Origin of the sequence: Blautia sp. MSK20_18, assembly GCF_020553125.1 — a bacterium.
Lineage (GTDB): Bacteria > Bacillota > Clostridia > Lachnospirales > Lachnospiraceae > Blautia_A > Blautia_A fusiformis.
In genome coordinates, this window is the sequence record NZ_JAJCGR010000002.1 from 26,400 (window position 1) to 46,356 (window position 19,957).

19 protein-coding genes are annotated in these 19,957 nt (G+C 45.2%); 4 read left to right on the top strand and 15 right to left on the bottom strand.

Annotated elements, in window-relative coordinates; translation table 11 throughout:
• Positions 1-125: 125 nt before the first annotated feature.
• The gene (locus LI091_RS01505; RefSeq protein ID WP_227589023.1) at positions 126-1,061 is read right to left on the bottom strand and encodes a radical SAM protein; all 936 of its coding nucleotides are present in this window, start codon (positions 1,059-1,061) and stop codon (positions 126-128) included.
• 236 nt (positions 1,062-1,297) lie between these two features.
• On the opposite strand from LI091_RS01505, the gene LI091_RS01510 reads away from it, so the two are divergent.
• The gene (locus LI091_RS01510; RefSeq protein WP_173758382.1) at positions 1,298-1,999 is read left to right on the top strand and encodes a response regulator transcription factor; all 702 of its coding nucleotides are present in this window, start codon (positions 1,298-1,300) and stop codon (positions 1,997-1,999) included.
• 42 nt (positions 2,000-2,041) lie between these two features.
• Complete coding sequence (locus tag LI091_RS01515) at positions 2,042-4,726, top strand: sensor histidine kinase (protein WP_173758381.1); 2,685 nt, start codon at positions 2,042-2,044, stop codon at positions 4,724-4,726.
• A gap of 86 nt (positions 4,727-4,812) precedes the next feature.
• Here the strand turns inward: LI091_RS01515 and LI091_RS01520 are convergent, their stop codons facing one another.
• The 10 genes from LI091_RS01520 to LI091_RS01565 all read right to left on the bottom strand — a co-directional run bounded on the left by LI091_RS01520 (position 4,813) and on the right by LI091_RS01565 (position 15,521).
• On the bottom strand, positions 4,813-5,307 hold the full coding sequence (locus LI091_RS01520; RefSeq protein WP_015527165.1) for a deoxycytidylate deaminase: 495 nt from the start codon (positions 5,305-5,307) through the stop codon (positions 4,813-4,815).
• Positions 5,308-5,345: 38 nt separating this feature from the next.
• Positions 5,346-5,774: a ribose 5-phosphate isomerase B gene (rpiB, locus tag LI091_RS01525; protein WP_015527166.1), complete on the bottom strand. Its 429-nt coding sequence runs from the start codon at positions 5,772-5,774 to the stop codon at positions 5,346-5,348.
• On the bottom strand, positions 5,755-6,837 hold the full coding sequence (locus LI091_RS01530) for an L-threonylcarbamoyladenylate synthase (protein WP_059086902.1): 1,083 nt from the start codon (positions 6,835-6,837) through the stop codon (positions 5,755-5,757). The genes rpiB and LI091_RS01530 overlap by 20 nt, the downstream gene beginning before the upstream one ends.
• A 12-nt stretch (positions 6,838-6,849) precedes the next feature.
• Positions 6,850-7,431, bottom strand: coding sequence for an HD domain-containing protein (locus LI091_RS01535; RefSeq protein WP_015527168.1), 582 nt, complete (start codon positions 7,429-7,431; stop codon positions 6,850-6,852).
• 136 nt (positions 7,432-7,567) lie between these two features.
• Positions 7,568-9,826: a DUF2298 domain-containing protein gene (locus LI091_RS01540; RefSeq protein WP_015527169.1), complete on the bottom strand. Its 2,259-nt coding sequence runs from the start codon at positions 9,824-9,826 to the stop codon at positions 7,568-7,570.
• A gap of 18 nt (positions 9,827-9,844) precedes the next feature.
• Complete coding sequence (locus LI091_RS01545; RefSeq protein WP_173746037.1) at positions 9,845-10,555, bottom strand: glycosyltransferase family 2 protein; 711 nt, start codon at positions 10,553-10,555, stop codon at positions 9,845-9,847.
• Positions 10,545-12,542, bottom strand: coding sequence for a hypothetical protein (locus LI091_RS01550; RefSeq protein ID WP_173746036.1), 1,998 nt, complete (start codon positions 12,540-12,542; stop codon positions 10,545-10,547). Before LI091_RS01550 ends, LI091_RS01545 begins: the two co-directional genes overlap by 11 nt.
• Positions 12,543-12,611: 69 nt before the next feature.
• Positions 12,612-13,334, bottom strand: coding sequence for an N-acetylmuramoyl-L-alanine amidase (locus LI091_RS01555; protein ID WP_021651390.1), 723 nt, complete (start codon positions 13,332-13,334; stop codon positions 12,612-12,614).
• Positions 13,335-13,416: 82 nt separating this feature from the next.
• Complete coding sequence (locus tag LI091_RS01560) at positions 13,417-15,066, bottom strand: glycosyl hydrolase family 18 protein (RefSeq protein WP_173746035.1); 1,650 nt, start codon at positions 15,064-15,066, stop codon at positions 13,417-13,419.
• A gap of 185 nt (positions 15,067-15,251) precedes the next feature.
• Positions 15,252-15,521: a hypothetical protein gene (locus LI091_RS01565; protein ID WP_021651392.1), complete on the bottom strand. Its 270-nt coding sequence runs from the start codon at positions 15,519-15,521 to the stop codon at positions 15,252-15,254.
• A 360-nt stretch (positions 15,522-15,881) separates the two neighbouring features.
• Between LI091_RS01565 and LI091_RS01570 the strand changes: the two genes are divergently transcribed.
• Positions 15,882-16,649, top strand: a complete 768-nt coding sequence (locus LI091_RS01570) for an adaptor protein MecA (protein WP_015527178.1) — start codon at positions 15,882-15,884, stop codon at positions 16,647-16,649.
• 106 nt (positions 16,650-16,755) lie between these two features.
• On the opposite strand, the gene LI091_RS01575 is transcribed toward LI091_RS01570, so the two are convergent.
• Positions 16,756-16,956, bottom strand: a complete 201-nt coding sequence (locus tag LI091_RS01575; protein WP_015527179.1) for a DUF1858 domain-containing protein — start codon at positions 16,954-16,956, stop codon at positions 16,756-16,758.
• Between the two features lie 207 nt (positions 16,957-17,163).
• Between LI091_RS01575 and LI091_RS01580 the strand changes: the two genes are divergently transcribed.
• Positions 17,164-17,334 (top strand): DUF362 domain-containing protein, encoded by a 171-nt coding sequence (locus LI091_RS01580; protein ID WP_015527180.1) that lies wholly within the window; start codon positions 17,164-17,166, stop codon positions 17,332-17,334.
• Positions 17,335-17,380: 46 nt separating this feature from the next.
• On the opposite strand, the gene LI091_RS01585 is transcribed toward LI091_RS01580, so the two are convergent.
• From LI091_RS01585 to rplI, 3 genes are all read right to left on the bottom strand, one after another.
• Complete coding sequence (locus tag LI091_RS01585; RefSeq protein ID WP_022426424.1) at positions 17,381-17,950, bottom strand: MerR family transcriptional regulator; 570 nt, start codon at positions 17,948-17,950, stop codon at positions 17,381-17,383.
• A 226-nt stretch (positions 17,951-18,176) separates the two neighbouring features.
• Positions 18,177-19,505, bottom strand: coding sequence for a replicative DNA helicase (dnaB, locus tag LI091_RS01590; RefSeq protein ID WP_015527183.1), 1,329 nt, complete (start codon positions 19,503-19,505; stop codon positions 18,177-18,179).
• A gap of 3 nt (positions 19,506-19,508) precedes the next feature.
• Positions 19,509-19,955, bottom strand: coding sequence for a 50S ribosomal protein L9 (gene rplI, locus LI091_RS01595; protein WP_015527184.1), 447 nt, complete (start codon positions 19,953-19,955; stop codon positions 19,509-19,511).
• Positions 19,956-19,957: the final 2 nt, after the last annotated feature.

Here is a 19,957-nt window from a genome sequence, read left to right on the forward strand (position 1 = left end):
TTCAAATGTTAGACACACTTTCTTCACATTTTTACTGTATATTATAAGTCATAGAAGGTGATGAACTTTCTATAATATTTTTCTTTTTCATACGCGCCGGTACGAAAGTACCGGCCTCCTTCCATTTATGGAGTATTTTTTTCCACTCCCTCATAATCGAAATCCGGAATAAAGCTTTCTGAAGCAGTTTCTCCTTCCTGGATAAATCCATTCTGAATCCCCATATCCACAGCAGCATCCAGAACTTTTTCATACTCTCTTTTTGTAACTTTCCGGTTTAATTCCTTAAATTCCACAAATTTTCTCACCGGCGTATACTGATTCATAATACTGATATAAATATCTTCCCCATAGGTTTCATGAAGATACCTCAGAGCCTTTATGGAATTTCCTGTATGTCCCGGCAGGATCAGATGACGGACAATGGTTCCTTTCCGGATGTATCCATCCTCTCCAAACTCACATTTCCCGGTCTGACGCACCATCTCTCCAATTGCAGCCTTTGCAGCCTGCACATAATCCGGCGCATAAGAAAATTTCTGTGCAAGCTCCGGATCCAGATATTTCAGATCCGGAAGATAAATGTCCACATATCCTTCCAGAAGCTTCAGGGTTTCTGTTTTTTCATACCCGCTGGAATTATACACCACCGGAATATCCAGGCCCTTCCTCCGGGCCATATCCAGTGCCTCTATGATCTGCGGTACATAATGTGCACCTGTTACCAGATTGATGTTTGCAGCTCCTTTTTCCTTCAGTTCCAGAAAAATCTCTCCAAGCCGTTCCACACTTACAGCCCGTCCCCTGCTCCCGATGGCAATATCATGATTCTGGCAGAAACAGCAACGCAGTCCGCACCCGGAAAAGAACACTGCCCCGGAGCCTTTTGTTCCAGAAATGCATGGTTCCTCCCACATATGAAGCGCCGCTCTTGCCAGATAAATTCTCTCATCCATGCCACAGAAGCCTTTTTTCCCTGCACCCCGGTCTGCCAGGCATTCTCTTGGACAAAGAGCACAAGCTGACATAATTTCTTCCGTACAGTGCGCGCTCCCTGCCATACTGCTGATTTTATTTTCATTCTCCACTTTCACTTTTCTCCTGATCTTTCTTCCAATATCGTTATTTTCTGTTATCTAGTACTAGTTTAGCACATCACGTCTGCTGCCAACAAGGCTTTCTCTGTTTACACTATATCCTTAATATAGTACAATGGATTTCATGGAATCTTAAGAATTTACCCCTTTCGTCTTAATTTCCGGCTGCTATTCTAATAACATCAGGGAGGTACAAAAAAGTGGCTAACATACTTGTTTGCGATGACGACAAAGACATCGTGGAAGCTATCGAAATCTATCTTACGCAGGAAGGCTATCACATTCTGAAAGCCTATGACGGACAGGAAGCACTGGATATCCTGAACAGCGAAACTGTAGATCTGCTGATCATCGATGTGATGATGCCCCGTCTCGACGGAATCCGGGCAACGGTCAAGATCCGGGAAAGCAATCCTCTGCCCATCATCATCCTGTCCGCAAAATCTGAAGACACGGACAAAATCCTTGGCCTTAACATCGGTGCAGATGACTATATCACCAAACCTTTCAATCCTCTGGAGCTGATCGCCAGGGTAAAATCCCAGCTGCGCCGGTACACACAGCTTGGCTCCGCTGCACCGGCAGCATCAGAACACATCTACACAACCGGAGGTCTTACGGTAAACGATGACAAAAAAGAGGTGCTGGTAGATGGAGAAGCGGTACGGATGACGCCCATCGAATATAATATCCTGCTTCTTCTCATGAAAAATCCCGGACATGTTTTTTCCACCACGCAGATCTACGAGAGCATCTGGAATGAAGATGCTCTGGCCGCGGATAACACGGTAGCCGTCCACGTCCGTCACATTCGCGAAAAGATTGAGATCAACCCCAGGGATCCCCGCTATCTGAAAGTTGTCTGGGGCCTGGGTTATAAAATCGAAAAACTGAGCCGGTGAGCCAGCCGGCCATGAAGTATCTGTACTTCAGAAAGGGGTATTATGAATAAAAATAAACATACGGGAAAAAACCGTTCATTTATGCGCATTCCTGCTCTTGTCCTTGCCCTTATCCTGCCTCTGATCATGGTCTTTTCAGCGGCACTGGTGATCCAGGCAGGTATACAGATGGACTCTGCCGAGGATCTTAAAACAAAGGATTATTTCCAGACCTCTGCCTTTGCTGACAGCTTTTACTCAAAAGCTTCCACAATCCTGTCCGGAATCTCAGCCAAGGAAATCCTGGATAAAACAGACGAAGATGCATACATTGATCTCGGAGAGCTTTATAACGGAGATTCTCTCTCCTTCAAAAACACCTCCGGACTAGCCTATTCCTTCAATGATCTTAGGGAATGGAGCTCACAGACGATCCATTCCAATGATGACTGGATCGTCCTGGGCCTTACCACCCCGGAGGGTGAAACAAAATATATGTACTATTCCGATTTCAAAAAGGCTTTGGAAGACGGAACCCTGCAGCTAAATGCCAACTCCGGTGTCCTGAAATACGAGGGAATTTCCCAGAAAGACTGGACTGAGCGTATTCTTTCCTCTCTGAGCGCCGAATATGCAGACGGCGGCATCCAGTCACAGGAACCTCTGAAAAACATCACAGACAAAAACGGAAATGTGGTTTACACAGATGTGGCAAATATGCTCACTCCGATCCTTGAAATCCCCTGTGCACCGGAAGGTTACGACAGCCTCCTGGATTACATGAATTCCACCTCATCCAAAACCAGGAATTTCAAAGGGAACCTGACCGATGCCTTTGAGCAGCTGGATAATGCCCGGGATCTTTTTTCCAGCTGGACAGAAGCTGCTCAGACACTGGATGCGTACAACAGCGATAATTCCAATATCCATTATGCCTATACGGATAACACCTCACAGAAAATCTTCACAAATACAGATGCAGCCTATACTTCCGACCTGACTGATATTTCCGGTTTTTCAGACAAAAAGCCTTACGTGTTTCTAAGTGTCAACGAAGCTGCCACAGATGAGAAAAATGCCCGGAATGGTCTTATGAATCTGAACCTTTCCGCTGCTGCAAACTCTTCTGTAGGAAACTGGATCGATCTCCTTCGAAATTCCACATACGATGAAAACTGCAGTTTTCTTGCCTGGATCGATGATACCAGCCTTCCTGTACAGGATTCCATTAAAACTGACAGACAGCATTTCCTGACTTACCGTACTTTATTTATCCCGGCTGCTGTGATCACCGTGATCAGTTTTCTGCTCTTTATCATAGATTTTATCTGGCTTACTGTCCACACCGGACGAAGAAATTCCGATAGCGGTAACACAGACACGGCTCAACCAGAACTGAACTTTTTTGACAGGATCTATACGGAAGTAGCAGCCGGACTTGTGTGTATCCCGGCACTTGGTGTATTGACTGCAGGACTGAGCATGCAAGCTTCCACCTATAACCTTGTCTCCTCCCTGATCATCCTGGGTATCACGATTTTCCTGATCACGTGCCTGTTCTGGATCGGCTATTTAAGTCTGGTCCGCAGGATCAAAGCGCACACCCTGTGGAAAAACAGCCTGCTTCGCAAATGTCTGAAGCTTCCCCGTCTGTGTCTTTGCAAAGCCGGTAAACTGATCGATTTTTTCTCCAGGAATACCATCAGCAGAATCCGCATGGTAGTGGGACTTGGCGTATTTCTGTTCCTTGAATTTTTCTTCAGTGCCCTGCTCGCGGCATCTGATGGATGGTTCCTGATGTTTTTGCTTCTATTTCTTCTAGATCTGGGTGCGCTTTTCTGCGTCTACAAAATTGCTCTTGGGCGTGAACTCCTCCTTGATGGCCTGAAACGGATCACCGATGGAGAGCTCACTTACAAGATCCCGGAAAAGGAACTCCGTGGTGATCAGAAAGCAATGGCACAGTATATCAACCGCATTGGTGACGGGCTGGACGCTGCCGTGGAAAAAAGCCTCAAAGATGAGCGTATGAAAACCGAATTGATCACCAATGTCTCCCATGATCTGAAAACGCCACTGACTTCCATCATCAATTACATTGATCTGCTGAAAAGGCTGAACCTCAAAGATCCGGAAGCACTGAAATATCTTGAGATCCTAGACTCAAAGGCACATCGTCTGAAAAGTCTGACCGAAGATGTAGTGGAAGCTTCCAAAGCCAGTACCGGAAATCTTTCTCTGGAAATGACAGAACTGAACTTTGTGGAAATGCTTTACCAGGTGATGGGTGAATTCGAAGAACGGATGGAAAACAGACATCTGACCCTGATGACACATCTGCCTGATTCTCCTGCCATGATCTATGCCGACGGCAGACGGATGTGGCGTATCCTTGAAAATCTTTTCGGCAATATTCTGAAATATGCCATGGAGAACACAAGAGTCTATGCAGAAGTTCTTCTGGAAAAAGATCAAGTCATCTTTACCCTGAAAAATATTTCCGCACAACCTCTGAACATTCCGGCTGAAGAACTGACCGAACGTTTCATCCGCGGCGATGTTGCCAGAAATACAGAAGGCAGCGGACTTGGATTATCCATCGCACAGAGCCTTACCCAGCTTCAAGGTGGCACCTTTAAACTTTATCTGGACGGTGACCTTTTCAAAGTCTGCTTAAGTTTTCCACAAAAGATCTCTCCCACAGCCTTATCCGCACCGGAAGATTCTCATTCCGAAGCACATTCTTAACCATTCATAAAAAACAGCAGCGGAAGCCCTGATGATATGATAAATCAGGAGCCAGGCTGCTGTTTTTCTCTTATTTTTGTTCTCTTTTACACTTTAATGGTGATCTCACGGTCTGTCCGGTTATATTTATAATACCGGACTCCGGCTGCATCCAGCATTTTTTTGGATGCGATCACCGACGGAGTATCTGCATATTTATCACAGTCGTATACGATAGTCCTGATCCCTGCCTGGATAATAGCCTTGGCACATTCGTTGCAGGGAAACAGGGACACATAAAGCTTGGCACCTTCCAGACTTCCTCCCCGGTAGTTCAGGATGGCATTGAGCTCACTGTGTGTCACATAAAGATATTTGGTATCCAGCGGATCTCCTTCTCTTCCCCAGGGAAACTCATCATCGGAGCATCCCTTTGGAAATCCATTGTACCCCATTGACAGGATCTTGTTATCTTCACTTACGATACAGGCACCAACCTGTGAATGCGGATCCTTGGAACGCATGCCGGAAAGCATGGCAACACCCATAAAATACTCATCCCAGGAAAGATATCCCTGTCGTTTCTGTCCTTTTTTATCCATACAGAATCCTCTTTTTCTATTGGTTTCTTACTGATCGATCAATCCTCGATCATGTTGATCCTTCTGATATGACGCTCATCCCCGGAAAATGGTGTATCCAGGAATGTATCCACGATCTTCAGAGCAAGTCCCGGTCCTACTACACGACCGCCCATGGCCAGAATGTTGGCATCGTTATGAAGTCTTGTTGCCTCTGCAGTAAAGCAATCTGTACAAAGTGCAGCACGGATTCCCTTGAATTTATTAGCAGTGATGGAAATTCCGATACCTGTTCCGCAGATCAGGATTCCTTTCTCACACTCACCGTCTACGATTGCCTGTGCTACTTTCTTTCCATAAACAGGATAGTCTACAGATTCCGGACCATTGCATCCAAAATCTTTGTACTCCAGTCCTCTCTCTTCCAGATGCTTCTTTACCTCCTGCATCAGCTCATAGCCGCCATGATCACATCCCAGTGCTATCATTTTCTTTCTCCTCCTCAACGTTGATAATTTTATGACCAGCCGCTTTCAGTAAGCGGTTCATGATCGCCTGTCCCATTCTTGGTGTAAAAAATGCCTCTGAATAAATGGCACTTACATTACAGCTGTCAAAATCACGCAGGACCTCGTACAGATGATGCGCGATCGTTTCTTCCTGCTCCCGGCTTCCGATACTCTTTACGATTCCATGTGAATATCGGCCTTTTGTTTCATCTGTTGCGATGATCCCCACCGTCAGTCCCTTCTCCTCAGCCTCTCCAGCTCTTTTTTCGATCTCCGCGATCACACCCTCTGTGGCCCCCTCCACAATGGCAAGATCTGCCTTTGGTGCATAATGACGGTATTTCATTCCCGGTGCTTTTGGATGGACTTTGCTGTCCGGTTTGATCAGCCCCTTATCCATCCTTACATCTCCAAGTGTTTCCCGGAGCATTTCCAGGGAAATATATCCCGGCCGCAGGACTACCGGTATGTCTTCTGTAAAATCTACGATCGTAGATTCCAGACCGATATTTACCTGTCCTCCATCAATGATCATATCAATGGCTTCTCCCAGATCCTCTGCCACATGTCCCGCTGTCGTAGGACTTGGTCTTCCGGAAGTATTGGCACTTGGCGCTGCCACATATCCGCCAGCCGCAAGGATCAGCTCCTGTGCGATAGGATCACTTGGAAAACGTACTGCCACACTGTCCAGTCCTCCGGTTGTTTCCTTTGGCACGATATCTGCCTTGGGAAGGATCATTGTCAGTGGACCCGGCCAGTATTTCTCAGCCAGTATTCTGGCTTTTTCAGGAACCTCCGTAACGATCTTATCCAGGTCACGGATATCTGCGATATGTACGATCAGCGGATTGTCCGAAGGTCTTCCCTTGGCTGCATAGATCTTCATCGATGCTTTCGGATCCAGGGCATTTCCTCCAAGGCCGTATACAGTCTCTGTGGGAAATGCCACAAGCCCGCCGTTTTTCAGAATCTCGCCACCTCTGGCAATTGCCTTTCTGTCTATATTCTCCGCTGTCATAACTGCTATTTCTGCTTTCATTTTACGCTCCATTTACTGTCTGATATAAATCCCCTGCTCTTCAATAAAATCTTCCAGATCCTGAAGGGCATCCTGTGCCCAGGTTTCGGATTTCTGAAAAGTCTCCGGGAAAAACATGTCTTTTACTATTTTTTTACCTGTTTCTGTTTTAAAGATCTTCTCTGCACTTTTCTTTATATGTTCTTTATCCAGTCCATCTTCAAAATAATTAACCAGAAAATCAGCTTCCACAAGGATCTGATAATCCAGCCCGTCAATATCCTTATAGGTATGATGATGTCCTACCAGATATTCCACTCTGCGGATCACCCTCTCCTGAAAGCCCAGTGCGGTAAGCATCTCTCTGGCAGCTGCCGGACCTTCTGCTTCCTGCGTCTTTCCATCAGAGCGTCCGTATTTTTCCATACCGACTTTGATCCCGATATCATGAACGAGAGCCGCAGCTTCCAGAACATGCATCGTATCTTCATCCAGACCCTCACTCTGGCCGATCAGCCTTGAAAGATCATGCACCTTCACAAAATGCTGGATATGCTTCGGATCCCCCTGATAATAATGGATCATTTCCATATAAAGTCTGTCGATTCTGTTCATAATATCCTCCTCTCTGCTGCCATCCTGCAACTGTCACTTTTTTCTGTATACTGCTCAGCAGAAATCTCCTGCTGAGCATATCCGTTAACAGATAGCTACATAATAGTTACATTATAGCGTTATTATGGAAAAAATGTCAATCCTGCTCCACTTTCACAATGTAGGTTCCTGACATATCATCTTCAAAGACAATGCTTCCCAGACTCTGAAGAACACGGTCATTAAGCTCTGTTCCGTATTTTTCTTTTTCCTGTCCTCCTACAAAGATATAGGAAATATCATAACGGCTGATCAGTTTTTTTACCGTCTCTGCATCTGTAGATGTATAAATAGTCTGGATGTCCGCACTTTTTTCATTGAGGTCAGGTACATTATTTCTCCAGAGCCATTCATGCACATACCATCCCAGTACGGTCGGAAGCCCCGTAGATGCAGAAACTCTCTCATATCCGGTATAGCTGTCCCCGTTAGCCTCGAGCACCACAGGAGAGCCCTTGATATTCTGCTTCAGCCAGCGGATCGCCGACGCATCCTGAGGAAAATCCTGCTCAAGAAATGTAGTTGCATCCAGTCCTTGATACTCCGAAACCTTCCAGACATCCCCAAACCAGGAATGCACGGCATTTCCGAAATAGCCCACGGTCCAGAGCAGTACAAAAAGCCCCACACCTGAAAGGATCCGGATGATCTTCTGTCTGGATATCACCAGCATACGATAAATCCCATATCCCATTGTCATTCCGAAAAGTATATATGCCTGATACGTCAGCTTGAACATAGTATTGGCTCTGGCATTTCCATTTTCATAAATATCCCGCACATATACAAGCTCCGGGATCAAAACCAGTCCGATAGCACATAAGCCCATGATCACTGCAAAAAGATCCGGAACTGTGATCGCCTCCAGCAGCCTGTAAAGACTTTTATGCTTCAGTCCCTTCATTTTTTCTGTGATAACAGACAGGATCAGCAAAACAGTAAGGAGCACCGGAAGTCCCCAGAGGATCAGAAGCTGATACCACAGTGAATGATGCTGTGCCAGTGCCACCCCCTGTACCATCGTATCAAATTTCAATGTAAAGGGCAGGATCACCAGATAAGAGAGACCTATGATCTCCACTGCCTGTACGATCGTCACTGCCAGGATCCTGATTATCTTTCCCTCAAATCGTATGATATTTGCGATCAGGACAACTCCACCGGTCACTACAAAATAGATCACAAAATCCCAGTAATTGGTCCACTGGAACATGCCAAGAAAAACGGACGCCAAAAGGATATGCGGCATCAAAAGCTGTCTCAGCCAGAAAACACTGCGTTCCTGTTTTTCAGGCTCAGGCCCTCTTTTTCGGATCATTTTCAGCCATGCATAGAGCATTCCCACCAGAAATGTCACAAACATCACATTTACCACATGGGCATGAAGATCTCCCAGAACAAAGGAATAGCATGGGAATTCATGTATGGTCTTATCACTGTCATTCACCGGATTATACCCTATGTAACGAGTTGCATCCGGGAACCAGTAGCTGGCTGTTTCTGCCACTCCCTGTATCTTCCGGATCAGCGGCAGTACACAACGGTAGACGATATAATGTACATTTCCCGCGATAGATACTGCAATGCCTGCAGTAACTCCTGCCAGTGAAGGAATATATTTCTTCTTTCCATCCAGTCGTCCATACAGCCTGTCCTTCGTCATCTGACGGACCAGGGAAAACGGATACACAAAGGCAAACGCTGCCACAAAGGTACGCATCAGATTATAAGTCACTTCCACTCTGCTTCCTGTAAGCTTCGTAAGAAACACTGCAAAATACTGCCCGCCATAGTAATAATTGATGGTTCCCTGTGAATACCAGAGATCACGTGCAGGAAGAGTTTTGCTCCGCATCATGGCCTCCATGAAGCCATAATCCATAAATTTCTCTGTTCCATATGCCTGTGGCCGGAATCCTGCCAGATAAGTCCACAGCAGAAAGATCCCAAAAAACAGAAGCTCCTCCCGAAAGATCAGCTGCATCTTTCCTGACGGATAACATTCAATGCCATGCTTCAGCTGAACATGAAAAAGTACAGCACATAAAATGCCAACAGCCACAGATACCCCTACACACACTGCAGCTGTAAAAGGAAGGATTTCCACCGCTACCAGAATCCAGGTGAGAAATCCGGTAACTGCAATGGCAAGTACCTTTGAAAAAAGCCAGCCCCGGTCTTCAAAACCACCAAAAAGCCTTCCTGTGACCGGCATTGCCACCATTCCCATGAACAGTGCAAGCAGCCACCAGGTCCAGAATGTCCATACATCTCCTCCCAGGAGATACGCAGAAAGTACTGTCAGGAGCACTGCTGCAGTCAGCTCCGGAAATAATTCTCTGATCTTTTTTTTCATCCTTCTGTCCCTCCTGTATCAGATCCTGCCCCGCAGACGGATAAAGTCCGCAAATGCCTGTCTTCCGATCTTTATGATACGTTTCATGTTGATAGAATTTTTTCCGGCCTGTCTCGGTCGGAATGTGATGGGGATATATTCCACATAAAGATGATGTTTTTCATAGATCACTGTCATCAGCACATTGGAAAGGAAAAATCCGCCTGGGATACGCTTCAGTACTTTGGCGAGCTGTTTTCCCTCCATCAGCCGATATGGCGTATTTGCATCTTTTACCCAGGTTCCAAAAATAAGGAAAAGCACAAGCCGCAGTATTCTTGTCACAAAAATCCTGGAAAGCCCGTCCTCTCTCTTCTGCCGGTAACCGATAAGAAGCCCGCACTTTTTGCGTTTTTCCCAAAACTGCCAGAATTCCTCCGGAAGTGTCTGGCCGTCTGAATCCGTCTGAAAAATATAATCGGCACCTTTTTCTACTGCGTAACGATATCCCCTGAGTATTGTTCCTCCATGTCCTTCATTCGGTTTATCGATTCCGATAAGACGGTCATGATTTTTCTGATAATTCTGTATTTTTTTGTAGGTCGCATCTTTGCTGCCATCATTCAGGATCACCAGGCGGCTGTCCCCGCCGATCCTCTCCACTACCGGATACCATTGCTCGATCACGGTCCCGATATTTTTTTCTTCATTATATGCCGGCATAATGATATATAAGCTGTCATGTTTCATAGATTCTTATTCTCCCATCCTCTGAGGTATACACCAGTGGATATGTCTCCCTGATGATATCCTCACGACATTCCTGCTGTTCAAATTCCATATCCTCCTCAAACAGGATATATGTGATCTTTTCCTGTTTTACGGTAGCTTTCAGTAGCTCCGGATCATCCGTGGTATACATGAGCACTGCCTGGCCGGCACGATAGCCCGTATCGTACCCTGCAGACCATGCATAATAAGGCCATCCGCAATACAGCATGGCACCGGACATAGTGACCTCGTTCATGGTATATTCCGGTGTCAGCAGAAGATCATTTTTCTTAAGATTTGCACTGAGCCAGTCCGTCAGGCTGCTTTCCATATTTACAGTCATCCTGTGTGCGGAATCGTTGTCTCTTAAGATGATCACGTAATCATAGATTCCCGTTGCACTAAGACAGATACAAAGGACCGCTGCCGCTGCGCGACCGGCCCATTTCTTCCAGCTGTTTTTCCCTGCAAGGAAAACACATCTTACGATCCATCCCCAGAAAACTGTCACAAAGGCATAGGAAATCATCACATATTTATGATTGACATTGATGTCCGGAGTCAGAGATACCAGAAATGCAAATGCCATTGGAAGCAAACAGCCCATCAGCACTGCCCGCTGACCTCTCTTCAGAAATACTGCTGCCACGATCATTCCCACAAAGAAAAATCCACTGATCTCCACCAGATACCAGAGTACACCGGAAATGCTTTTATTGTCTGCCAGAAAGCCCCAGTAAAAGGATGGACTCATAACACTTCCCGACACAAAGATCTTCGACTGCAGTTCCGAAAAAAGCACTGCCAGTCCGGCACAGATCGCATAATCCAGCTTACCGTCAGAAAACACTGCCAGTCCGGCAAGGATCAGAAGGCCGCCGATCAGCGCAGCCCCGTTCCAGAAGGCAGTTAATCCCAGAAACAGCCCCAGAAGGATCGCCGTACCCACATTTCTGCAGATCCAGGCTTCTTTTGTAAAAAAGCGATTACGGACCCACAAAAAGCCCTGCTCCTTGTGACTACATCCGGCTTCCACCCAATCCATAAAGATCCATACCGCTACAGCTGCCATCAGAAGGCCGAAAGCCAGATGACGCTGGTTCAGATATACATTGAAATTCCATAATCCCCAGTTTTCATTGGTAGTATAACCGATAAACGCCGTATTTTCTTCCAGAGTCCGTACAAGGTCCCTCGCCTGAAGATGTTCCCACAGATAACGCCAGAGCGCTGTTCCGCTGCGAAAAAAAAAGAAAACAATGGCAGCTGCCCCTGCCCAGAAGCTTTTGAACATCCGGTAGCTGATCCCGTAAAGCACCATAAGAAATCCCGCCAGAGACAGGATGCTTACCAGATTATATCCCAGATCAAGACGAAGGCCCAGATACTCCAGATTTCCCACAAGGAACTGGAACATAAAATGATATTTCACATCCTGCCCGCCATAATGCGGATACTGGGTAGGAAAATTATTTCCCCTTGAAAAAGATCGCATCATTGCCGTGTGGGGTGCATAATCTCCGTATACCGAAAAGCCGGAGTACAGAATGCCGTCTTTCATATGAAAAACGTAAAACATCATCCAGGTCACAAAAACCGTCAAAATGCCAAAAAGCAGAAGCTCTTTTTTCAGGATCCATTTTCTGCTGATCATCCGTTCAGATATCACAAACATTTTTTGCTGTTTTTTCTTTTTCCACCGGAAGATTCCCGAAAGCAGCAGGATATCTACCAGAAATACGATCAGATTTCCATAAAAAAGAGGATGCTCTGCCCCCGCGCATATGCTGAACATCCAGGAAAGAATATAGACTGCCCAGGTCAGCATCAGGATTCCCATCCCAAACGCTGCCGGCAGGACCACCCATATCCTGTTTCCTCTTTCAGTTGTTTGACGCGGAAACAGACATCCTGCCATTTCCATTCCTGTTAACATACATAATATAAGATAAATGATTCCAAGCATAGGATTCTCCTTAATTCACGTAAAGTATAGCAGAATCACCTTCCTATGAAAAGGCTATTCACATTTTTTTCAATTATTTTCGTTTTCCTTCTGTTTTTTCAGATATGTAACGATTCCATCAGCCACAGCCTCTGCTACCTTTCTCTGATACTTCTCTGTCTGAAGCAGGGCGGCTTCCTCCGGATTTGTAAGAAATCCACATTCTACGATATTGATCACACCCGGACTTCTCTTCAGAAGATAATAGGTTCTGTTTCCTTTTGCCACCCGCGGCCGTGCAATGGAAAGCTTCCGGTTCATGTTTTCCTGGATCGCAAGTGCCAGTTCTTTTCCGCCTTCCGAATCCTCATAATAAAATACCTGCGGGCCTTTTACTCCGGGATCACTGTAGCTGTTCTGGTGGATACTCACAGAAAGCACCGGTTCATATTTCCGGATCTGTTCAATACGATTCTGCAGATCCTGTGCTTTCATATTTTTTGTACCATTTTCATAAAGACCTTTATCTTCTTCCCGGGTCATTACTACGGCAAGGCCTTTTTTTTCCAGGATCGTTTTTAGCTTCATGGCAATATCCAGATTGATTCCTTTTTCCTTCAGTCCACCGATTCCCACCATTCCGGAATCCACACCGCCATGACCGGCATCCACCAGGATCACCTGATCTGCTTTTATATTTCCAGATACATCTATAAGTCTGCCTGCAGTTTCTGCCGCTTCCCATGACAGAATATAAAAACAGACCAGCATAAGAACTGCCATTGCCAATTCTATGAAATGTTTTTTCAACACAAAACACCCCCGGCATATTTATTTTAATATATGTTGCCGGGAGTGTTTTTAGCATTGTGAAGATCACAATGTTTTCTTCTGTTTATGACAGGTTTTCTGTGATCACGCTCCAGATCCCGCTGTTCTCGAATCCAAGCTTCCACTCTGCCACACCTGCCAGTTTGTATTTTTTGATCAGTTTAACCTTTTCCGCAATAGACTTAGAGTCCTCCAGCCAGATCTGGTATGTGGCACCGTCCCCTTCATAGGTTCCATAATTCTGACTTGTCTTCTTGTCCCAGTATGTTTCTGCTCCGTTATCACTGATCGTCTGCTGTGCCTGATCCATACCGATGGCCTCACTTGTCAGTGCACCGCCATCTGTAGTCTTCCAGAGCCTTGTGTAGAACGGAATCGCAAGGATCGTCCGTTGAGCCGCTACTTCTGAAAGCGTATCCTTAACCCCCTGTTCTACCCATGGCAGAGATGCCACAGAACCGGCATCGGAGCCTACGTAATGCTCATCATAGCCCATAATGATCACATAATCCACAACCTTGCCCTGCTCCGCACGGTCATAATGACTGGTAAAATCTTCCGGAACCGGATTATCTACAGACAGTACCAAATTATTGGCGTGACACTGGATAGAAAGTTCTCTTAAAAACTGAAGGAAATGGATTCCTACTCCTTCGCTCAAAGATTCAAAATCAACATTGATTCCATCCAGTCCTGCTTTCAGTGCATAAGTGATCAGCTGATTCTCCAGATTCTGCCTTGAACTGGTTTTTGAAAGAACTTCTGTGGTACTCATGTTCTCATTAAAATTATCCACCAGTCCCCATACCTTCAGTCCTTTTTCATGTGCCTGCATCACATACTCCCCAGATGCAAGACTTGAAATATTTCCGGAGTTATCTGTTACAGAAAACCAGGTTGGAGAGATCACATTCACGCCTGTCATATTCTGTACCGCATCTGCGAAATAGCTGTTTGCATCTGTGCTGGTAACCTGGTGCCATGCCAGGTTCACCGGCTCATCCATGGTAAGATATGTATAGGACTCTGTTTTAAAATCCCTTTCATAATCCGTTGTATCCACAGCACTTACTTTTTTCTTCTGAATATAACCGATGTAACCGTCATCGGTTGCCACCTGATCCCAGTCCTCTCCTTCATTCATCAGCCGGAGAACTGTATTCTTCGCCAGTTTGGAAAGGATCGGCGCCTTGATCCCGCCCCGGTAACGGATCACGGTATCTTTCTTCGTGGTCACGGTCTCCACATTGGTAAATTTGTACTGTATCGCAACCCTTGCAGGATCCTGCTCTATATAAGAATCGATATCTGTATACTTTTTTACATAATCCAGTTTCAGATAAACCGTGTCATCCTTCAGCCACACGTTTCCGTCTGCCTTATCTGAAGCCGTTTCCTCTGTGAGACTGGATGGTGTTGCATACAGTATCTTCTTGTTTTCGCTATCCCAGTAATATCTCTGATTCAAATATCCGTTCACTACATCCAGCGGAAGATATACATCTTCTCCTGAGATAAGTGCCTTCTCTTCCAGTTTCTCAGTTCCAAGTATCAACGCAGCCTCACCGTCTGCATTCTGGCCGTAGTATTCTGTCAGATCCATCTGTTTCCTGCTTGGTATAAGCTTATTGATCCCGTAAACAGCCCCTCCGGCAAGAGCGACCAGAACGATCAGCAGACCTACCACAAGGACCGGTATGTGTTTTTTTATCATGTTTTTTTCCTTTCGGTATAAAATGTCATAATTTGTTTCATTATAACATATCTTGTCTACATTTCGTTATAAAAATCGACTTTTAATAATTTTTCACAATTTCTTTAGAATTTCGGTTCCCCGCATGGTATGCATGAGTGCAGGGGATGATCGTTATCCGGGGAACCGTTTTTTCTTATGTACGGTCATTCTTTGCGAATAAGATCAAAGCTTACACAGGCGATATGGCCGTCTTCATCTTCCGTATAATCCCGCATATAGACCCCGTTTTCCGCAATCTGACAGGCTTTTGCGATTTTTTTCGGAGTGCTTGGTGCTCCATTGAGATAAAGAGAAACTCCGTTCTCACGATAAAGCTCCAGCTCCCTTCGAAGGGGTTTTGCGGATTTCTTTTTTTCCTGTGATATATTTGGCGTATCCCGACCTCCTTTCCTGGTTAGATTTTCAGAAAACACCAGCAATGGTTCTCGAAAAGCTGCAACTTCCCTGTTAGGATGATACTTGTAATAAAATATAAATAATAAAATGGGGGAAAATTTCTCTGTGTACCGACAGACTCGCCGATGAATTTCACACAGAATCCTTATCTTCAGAAAAATATGACTTTAAGTTATCGTTACTGTCTTCTTGCTTCCGGGAGGAGACAGCTTTTCTGCTTTTCATTATACCTGATTTCCCTTCAGATGCAAGTCTTTTATAAAAGAATCAGAAATTTTCTTTTTTCTCCGGTTTCTACATCTTTACATCTTGTGTATAACTGTTATATAATACAGTATGTAAAAGATTAAATTTATTTACCTATAGGATGTGATCATATGAAAATAGAAAAAATCAATGAAAATCAGATCCGCTGTACCCTGACGAAAGAAGATCTGGACAGTCATCAGATCCGTATCAGCGAACTTGCATACGGTACCGAAAAAGCCAAACGTCTCTTTCGTGATATGATGCAGCAGGCACAGATACAATTTGGTTTTGAAGCAGATAATATTCCTCTGATGATTGAGGCTATTCCTGTCAATGCCGAAAGTATTATCCTCATTATCACTAAAGTGGAAGATCCTGAAGAACTGGATACACGTTTTTCCAAATTTGCACCCTTCAAGGGCAACAAACCTTCCGATACCGTAGAGATCGATGGCGCTGACAATATCATCGATATCTTCCAGAAGCTCTGTGAATCCAAGCTTAAGGATCTTTCACAGAAACCGGAAGAAAAAAGGGCGGAAACTTCCGCCCCTCAGGCAACAGAAACTCCGGATGCATCACAGCAGCCGGCTGAGAGTTCTGTAAAGCTTATACGCCTGTACTCTTTCCCGGGGCTGGATGATGTTATTGCCGCATCTCATGGTATGAATGGTTTCTTTACCGGTGATAATACTCTCTATCGTGAAGGAGAAGACGGTGTCTATCAGCTGGTACTTCATCAGTCAGACTGTACACCTGAAGAATTTAACAAGGTCTGCAATATCCTTTCCGAGTATGGCATCGGCCGCGCATTCACACCAGCCGGTGAAGCCTACCTCAGAGAGCACTGTGCACTGATCGCTGATCATGCACTTCAGAAGCTTCTGAATATCTGACAAACCAAATATCCTACAGACAAACAAACCGCTGTCGGAATGCGATCCATATGATCTGCATTTCCCGACAGCGGTCCTTTTGTTTCAGCAAAAAAGCTTCTGTTTATTACTCACCAAGAAAATCATTGATCTGAGCTACGAGGACATCTGCGTCCAGGCCATGGACCATTGCTGCTTCTTCCAGAGATTCCATCTGTGAAGACGGGCAGCCAAGACAATGCATTCCTGCTCTCATCAGGATCGGTGCGATATTCGGGTCTACAGTGAGCAGTTCTCCGATCAGCATGCTCTTTGTAACTTTTGCCATGATTGTATTCTCCTTTACTGTTTTATCGAAATATTTCATTCCGTTCTGCTATTATAATACGAATCCGGAATGGAATCAACGGGTTACGAATTTTCAGTTTTGTTTATAAATTTATACTTGTATTCTTTATGCAGATATATTAGAATGGGAATAGAATCCCTGGTAGGGGATACATACAATACACAATTTAAAAGGAGGATATCAATTATGGCATATGTAATTTCTGACGAGTGCGTTAGCTGTGGAACATGTGAGGGTGAGTGCCCGAACGAGGCTATTTCTCAGGGAGACGAGCATTATGTAATCGACGCAGACGCTTGTGTTGACTGCGGAACATGCGCTGAGGCCTGTCCAGTTGGTGCTATCTCTGCTGAGTAATGCATCATTAGCTTGATAAGCTGCTATAATGAATGAGGCTGCCGGTTTACCGGCAGCCTTTTCTGTTTTTTTTATTCTTTTTTCCCTCACAGGAAGCTGCCGCTTCTCTTCTTGCCTGCTGCTGCCTGCGGATCGCTTCATCCAGAGAACGACACCGGTACTCTCCTTCTTTCTTTCTCTGCATTTCCTCACGGATCAGGCGTTCCATGATTTCCTGAAACTCCAGTATCTTATCGTTATCTGCTCCGCACTTCTCTGTATTCCCGGATTCCGTTTTTTCCATGAACTCCTTTTCAGATCCCGTTTTTTTCATTGGGATATCTTCAAGCTCAACAGCTTCTCCATCCAGGATCCTGATACCAGATTCTGAAAAATCCGGTGTATCTGCCTTTCTTGCCTCCGGTGGGATCAGTGTACGGATTGCTTTCAACTGAAGTCCTTTACTTTTCAGCTCATTTATTTTAAGAAAAAGCTGGATATCAAACGGTGTATAATAGCGATGTCCCAGTTCATTGCGTCCGATCCGAAGCTCCAGTTCTTCCTCCCAGTAACGCAGGACATAAGATTTCACTCCGGTCAGTGTTACGGCCTGTCTGACTGTATATCTTTTTTCCATTGTGAACGCCCCCTTATATAGAGATTCACTGCTGCTGTCTACAGTATAACCCCTGAGATCAGGAAATAGCAAGAATAATCGGTTGACATAATTTTACCAAATATGACTCTTTGCCTATATCCATAGCATCCCGAACTCCACGATCACACAGACAAAAATACAAAAGGCCATCAGGATAACTATAAGCTTTCATCCTGACAGCCTTTCATTTACCGTCTGCACGGCTCTATTTTTTCATATTTACAAACTGGGTATATCTCGGCAGCCATACCAGCTCCACAGTTCCGATCGGGCCGTTTCTCTGCTTGGCTATGATAATTTCCGCAATGTCTTTCTTCTCGGTATCTTTGTGATAATAATCATCTCGATAGATAAACATGACCACATCCGCATCCTGCTCAATAGCTCCGGACTCTCGAAGATCTGAAAGCATTGGTCTGTGATCCGGTCTCTGTTCCACTGCACGGCTAAGCTGTGATAACGCAATTACCGGTACATCGATCTCTCTTGCCAACGCTTTCAGCGATCGTGAAATATCTGAAATTTCCTGCTGTCTGGAATCCGATTTTCCACTTCCGCTCATCAGCTGAAGATAATCGATCATGATGATCCCCAGATTATGCTCAAGCTTATATTTTCTGCATTTGGAACGAAGCTCCGCAATGGAGATTCCAGGTGTATCATCAATAATAAGATTGGAGCCACCGATAATATCCGCTCCTTCTACCAGCTTCGTCCAGTCCTCATCTTTCAGATTTCCGGTACGGAGATTCTGGGAATCCACGTGAGATTCCATAGCAAGAAGACGGTTTACCAGCTGCTCCTTGGACATCTCCAGACTGAAAATAGCCACGGTCACATCTTTACGAAACGCCATATACTGGGCAATATTCAATACAAAGGCAGTTTTTCCCATGGAAGGTCGAGCTGCGATCAGTACAAGATCGGACGCGTGCATACCGGAAGTCTTATAATCCAGATCCACAAATCCGGTCGGGATCCCGGTAACGGAGCCCTTCAGCTTGGAAGCCTTCTCAATATTGCTGACTGCATTCAACACAACCTGCTGGATCGGCACATAATCGCTGCCATTTGTTCTCTGCAAAATATTAAACAGCTTTTTCTCGGATTCCTCAAGTATGGTTTCCGTACTGTCCTTTTCCAGATAACAGGCATTGGCAACTTCTTCCGTAGTCCGTATCAGCCGACGGAGAACTGCCTTTTCGCTTACGATATTGGCATAGTATTTCACATTGGCTGATGTAGGAACTGCTGCGATCAGATCACGGACATATTCCATACTGCTGATGTCCGGCGGAAGCTCTTTCTCCTTGAGACGATTCTGCAGAGTGATCAGATCTACCGGCTGTCCTTCATTGCAGAGCTCCACCATGGCATCAAAAATGATGCCATATTGTTTTTGATAAAAATCATCACTGGTCAGGATCTCGGAAGCCACCAGGATCGCATCACGATCCAGGATCATGGATCCGATCACTGACTGCTCTGCCTCAATACTGTGAGGTAGAATCCTCTTGATCAGTGCTTCTTCCATTGATTACGCCTCTTTTACCCAGACTTTGAGACTTCCGGTTACCTTTGGATGAAGTCGTACCGGAACATTGGTAACACCCAGGTTACGGATCGGATTCTCCAGCTGGAGCTTTTTCTTATCGATATCAAGATTCAGCTGTTTTTTGGCTGCCTCTGAGATTTCTTTTGAGGATACAGAACCGAATGTTCTTCCGCCTTCACCTACCTTCAGAGTAAGGATAACCTCCTTTGTGGAAAGCTCCTCTGCAAATGCCTTGGCAGCGTCCAGGTTTTCCTGTGCAACCTTTTCTTCATTTGCCTTACGGAGTTTCAGGTCATTGAGATTCTTGGATGTAGCTTCAACACCAAGCTTTTTGGGCAGGATCATGTTTCTTGCATATCCGTCACTTACATTTACGATCTGTCCCTTTTTACCCAGGGATTTAACATCTTCCAGAAGAATTACTTTCATTT

What these genes read in the sequence shown, in the direction of transcription:
- LI091_RS01535 (WP_015527168.1), bottom strand. Translation starts at nt 7,431, where the DNA reads ATGAACAGAATCGACAGACTTTATATGGAAATGATCCATTATTATCAG.
- dnaB (WP_015527183.1), bottom strand. Translation starts at nt 19,505, where the DNA reads ATGGAAGAAGCACTGATCAAGAGGATTCTACCTCACAGTATTGAGGCA.
- LI091_RS01575 (WP_015527179.1), bottom strand. Translation starts at nt 16,956, where the DNA reads ATGGCAAAAGTTACAAAGAGCATGCTGATCGGAGAACTGCTCACTGTA.
- LI091_RS01550 (WP_173746036.1), bottom strand. Translation starts at nt 12,542, where the DNA reads ATGCTTGGAATCATTTATCTTATATTATGTATGTTAACAGGAATGGAA.
- LI091_RS01520 (WP_015527165.1), bottom strand. Translation starts at nt 5,307, where the DNA reads ATGGATAAAAAAGGACAGAAACGACAGGGATATCTTTCCTGGGATGAG.
- rpiB (WP_015527166.1), bottom strand. Translation starts at nt 5,774, where the DNA reads ATGATAGCACTGGGATGTGATCATGGCGGCTATGAGCTGATGCAGGAG.
- LI091_RS01530 (WP_059086902.1), bottom strand. Translation starts at nt 6,837, where the DNA reads ATGAAAGCAGAAATAGCAGTTATGACAGCGGAGAATATAGACAGAAAG.
- LI091_RS01570 (WP_015527178.1), top strand. Translation starts at nt 15,882, where the DNA reads ATGAAAATAGAAAAAATCAATGAAAATCAGATCCGCTGTACCCTGACG.
- LI091_RS01540 (WP_015527169.1), bottom strand. Translation starts at nt 9,826, where the DNA reads ATGAAAAAAAAGATCAGAGAATTATTTCCGGAGCTGACTGCAGCAGTG.
- LI091_RS01515 (WP_173758381.1), top strand. Translation starts at nt 2,042, where the DNA reads ATGAATAAAAATAAACATACGGGAAAAAACCGTTCATTTATGCGCATT.
- LI091_RS01545 (WP_173746037.1), bottom strand. Translation starts at nt 10,555, where the DNA reads ATGAAACATGACAGCTTATATATCATTATGCCGGCATATAATGAAGAA.
- LI091_RS01560 (WP_173746035.1), bottom strand. Translation starts at nt 15,066, where the DNA reads ATGATAAAAAAACACATACCGGTCCTTGTGGTAGGTCTGCTGATCGTT.
- LI091_RS01505 (WP_227589023.1), bottom strand. Translation starts at nt 1,061, where the DNA reads ATGGCAGGGAGCGCGCACTGTACGGAAGAAATTATGTCAGCTTGTGCT.
- rplI (WP_015527184.1), bottom strand. Translation starts at nt 19,955, where the DNA reads ATGAAAGTAATTCTTCTGGAAGATGTTAAATCCCTGGGTAAAAAGGGA.
- LI091_RS01585 (WP_022426424.1), bottom strand. Translation starts at nt 17,950, where the DNA reads ATGGAAAAAAGATATACAGTCAGACAGGCCGTAACACTGACCGGAGTG.
- LI091_RS01580 (WP_015527180.1), top strand. Translation starts at nt 17,164, where the DNA reads ATGGCATATGTAATTTCTGACGAGTGCGTTAGCTGTGGAACATGTGAG.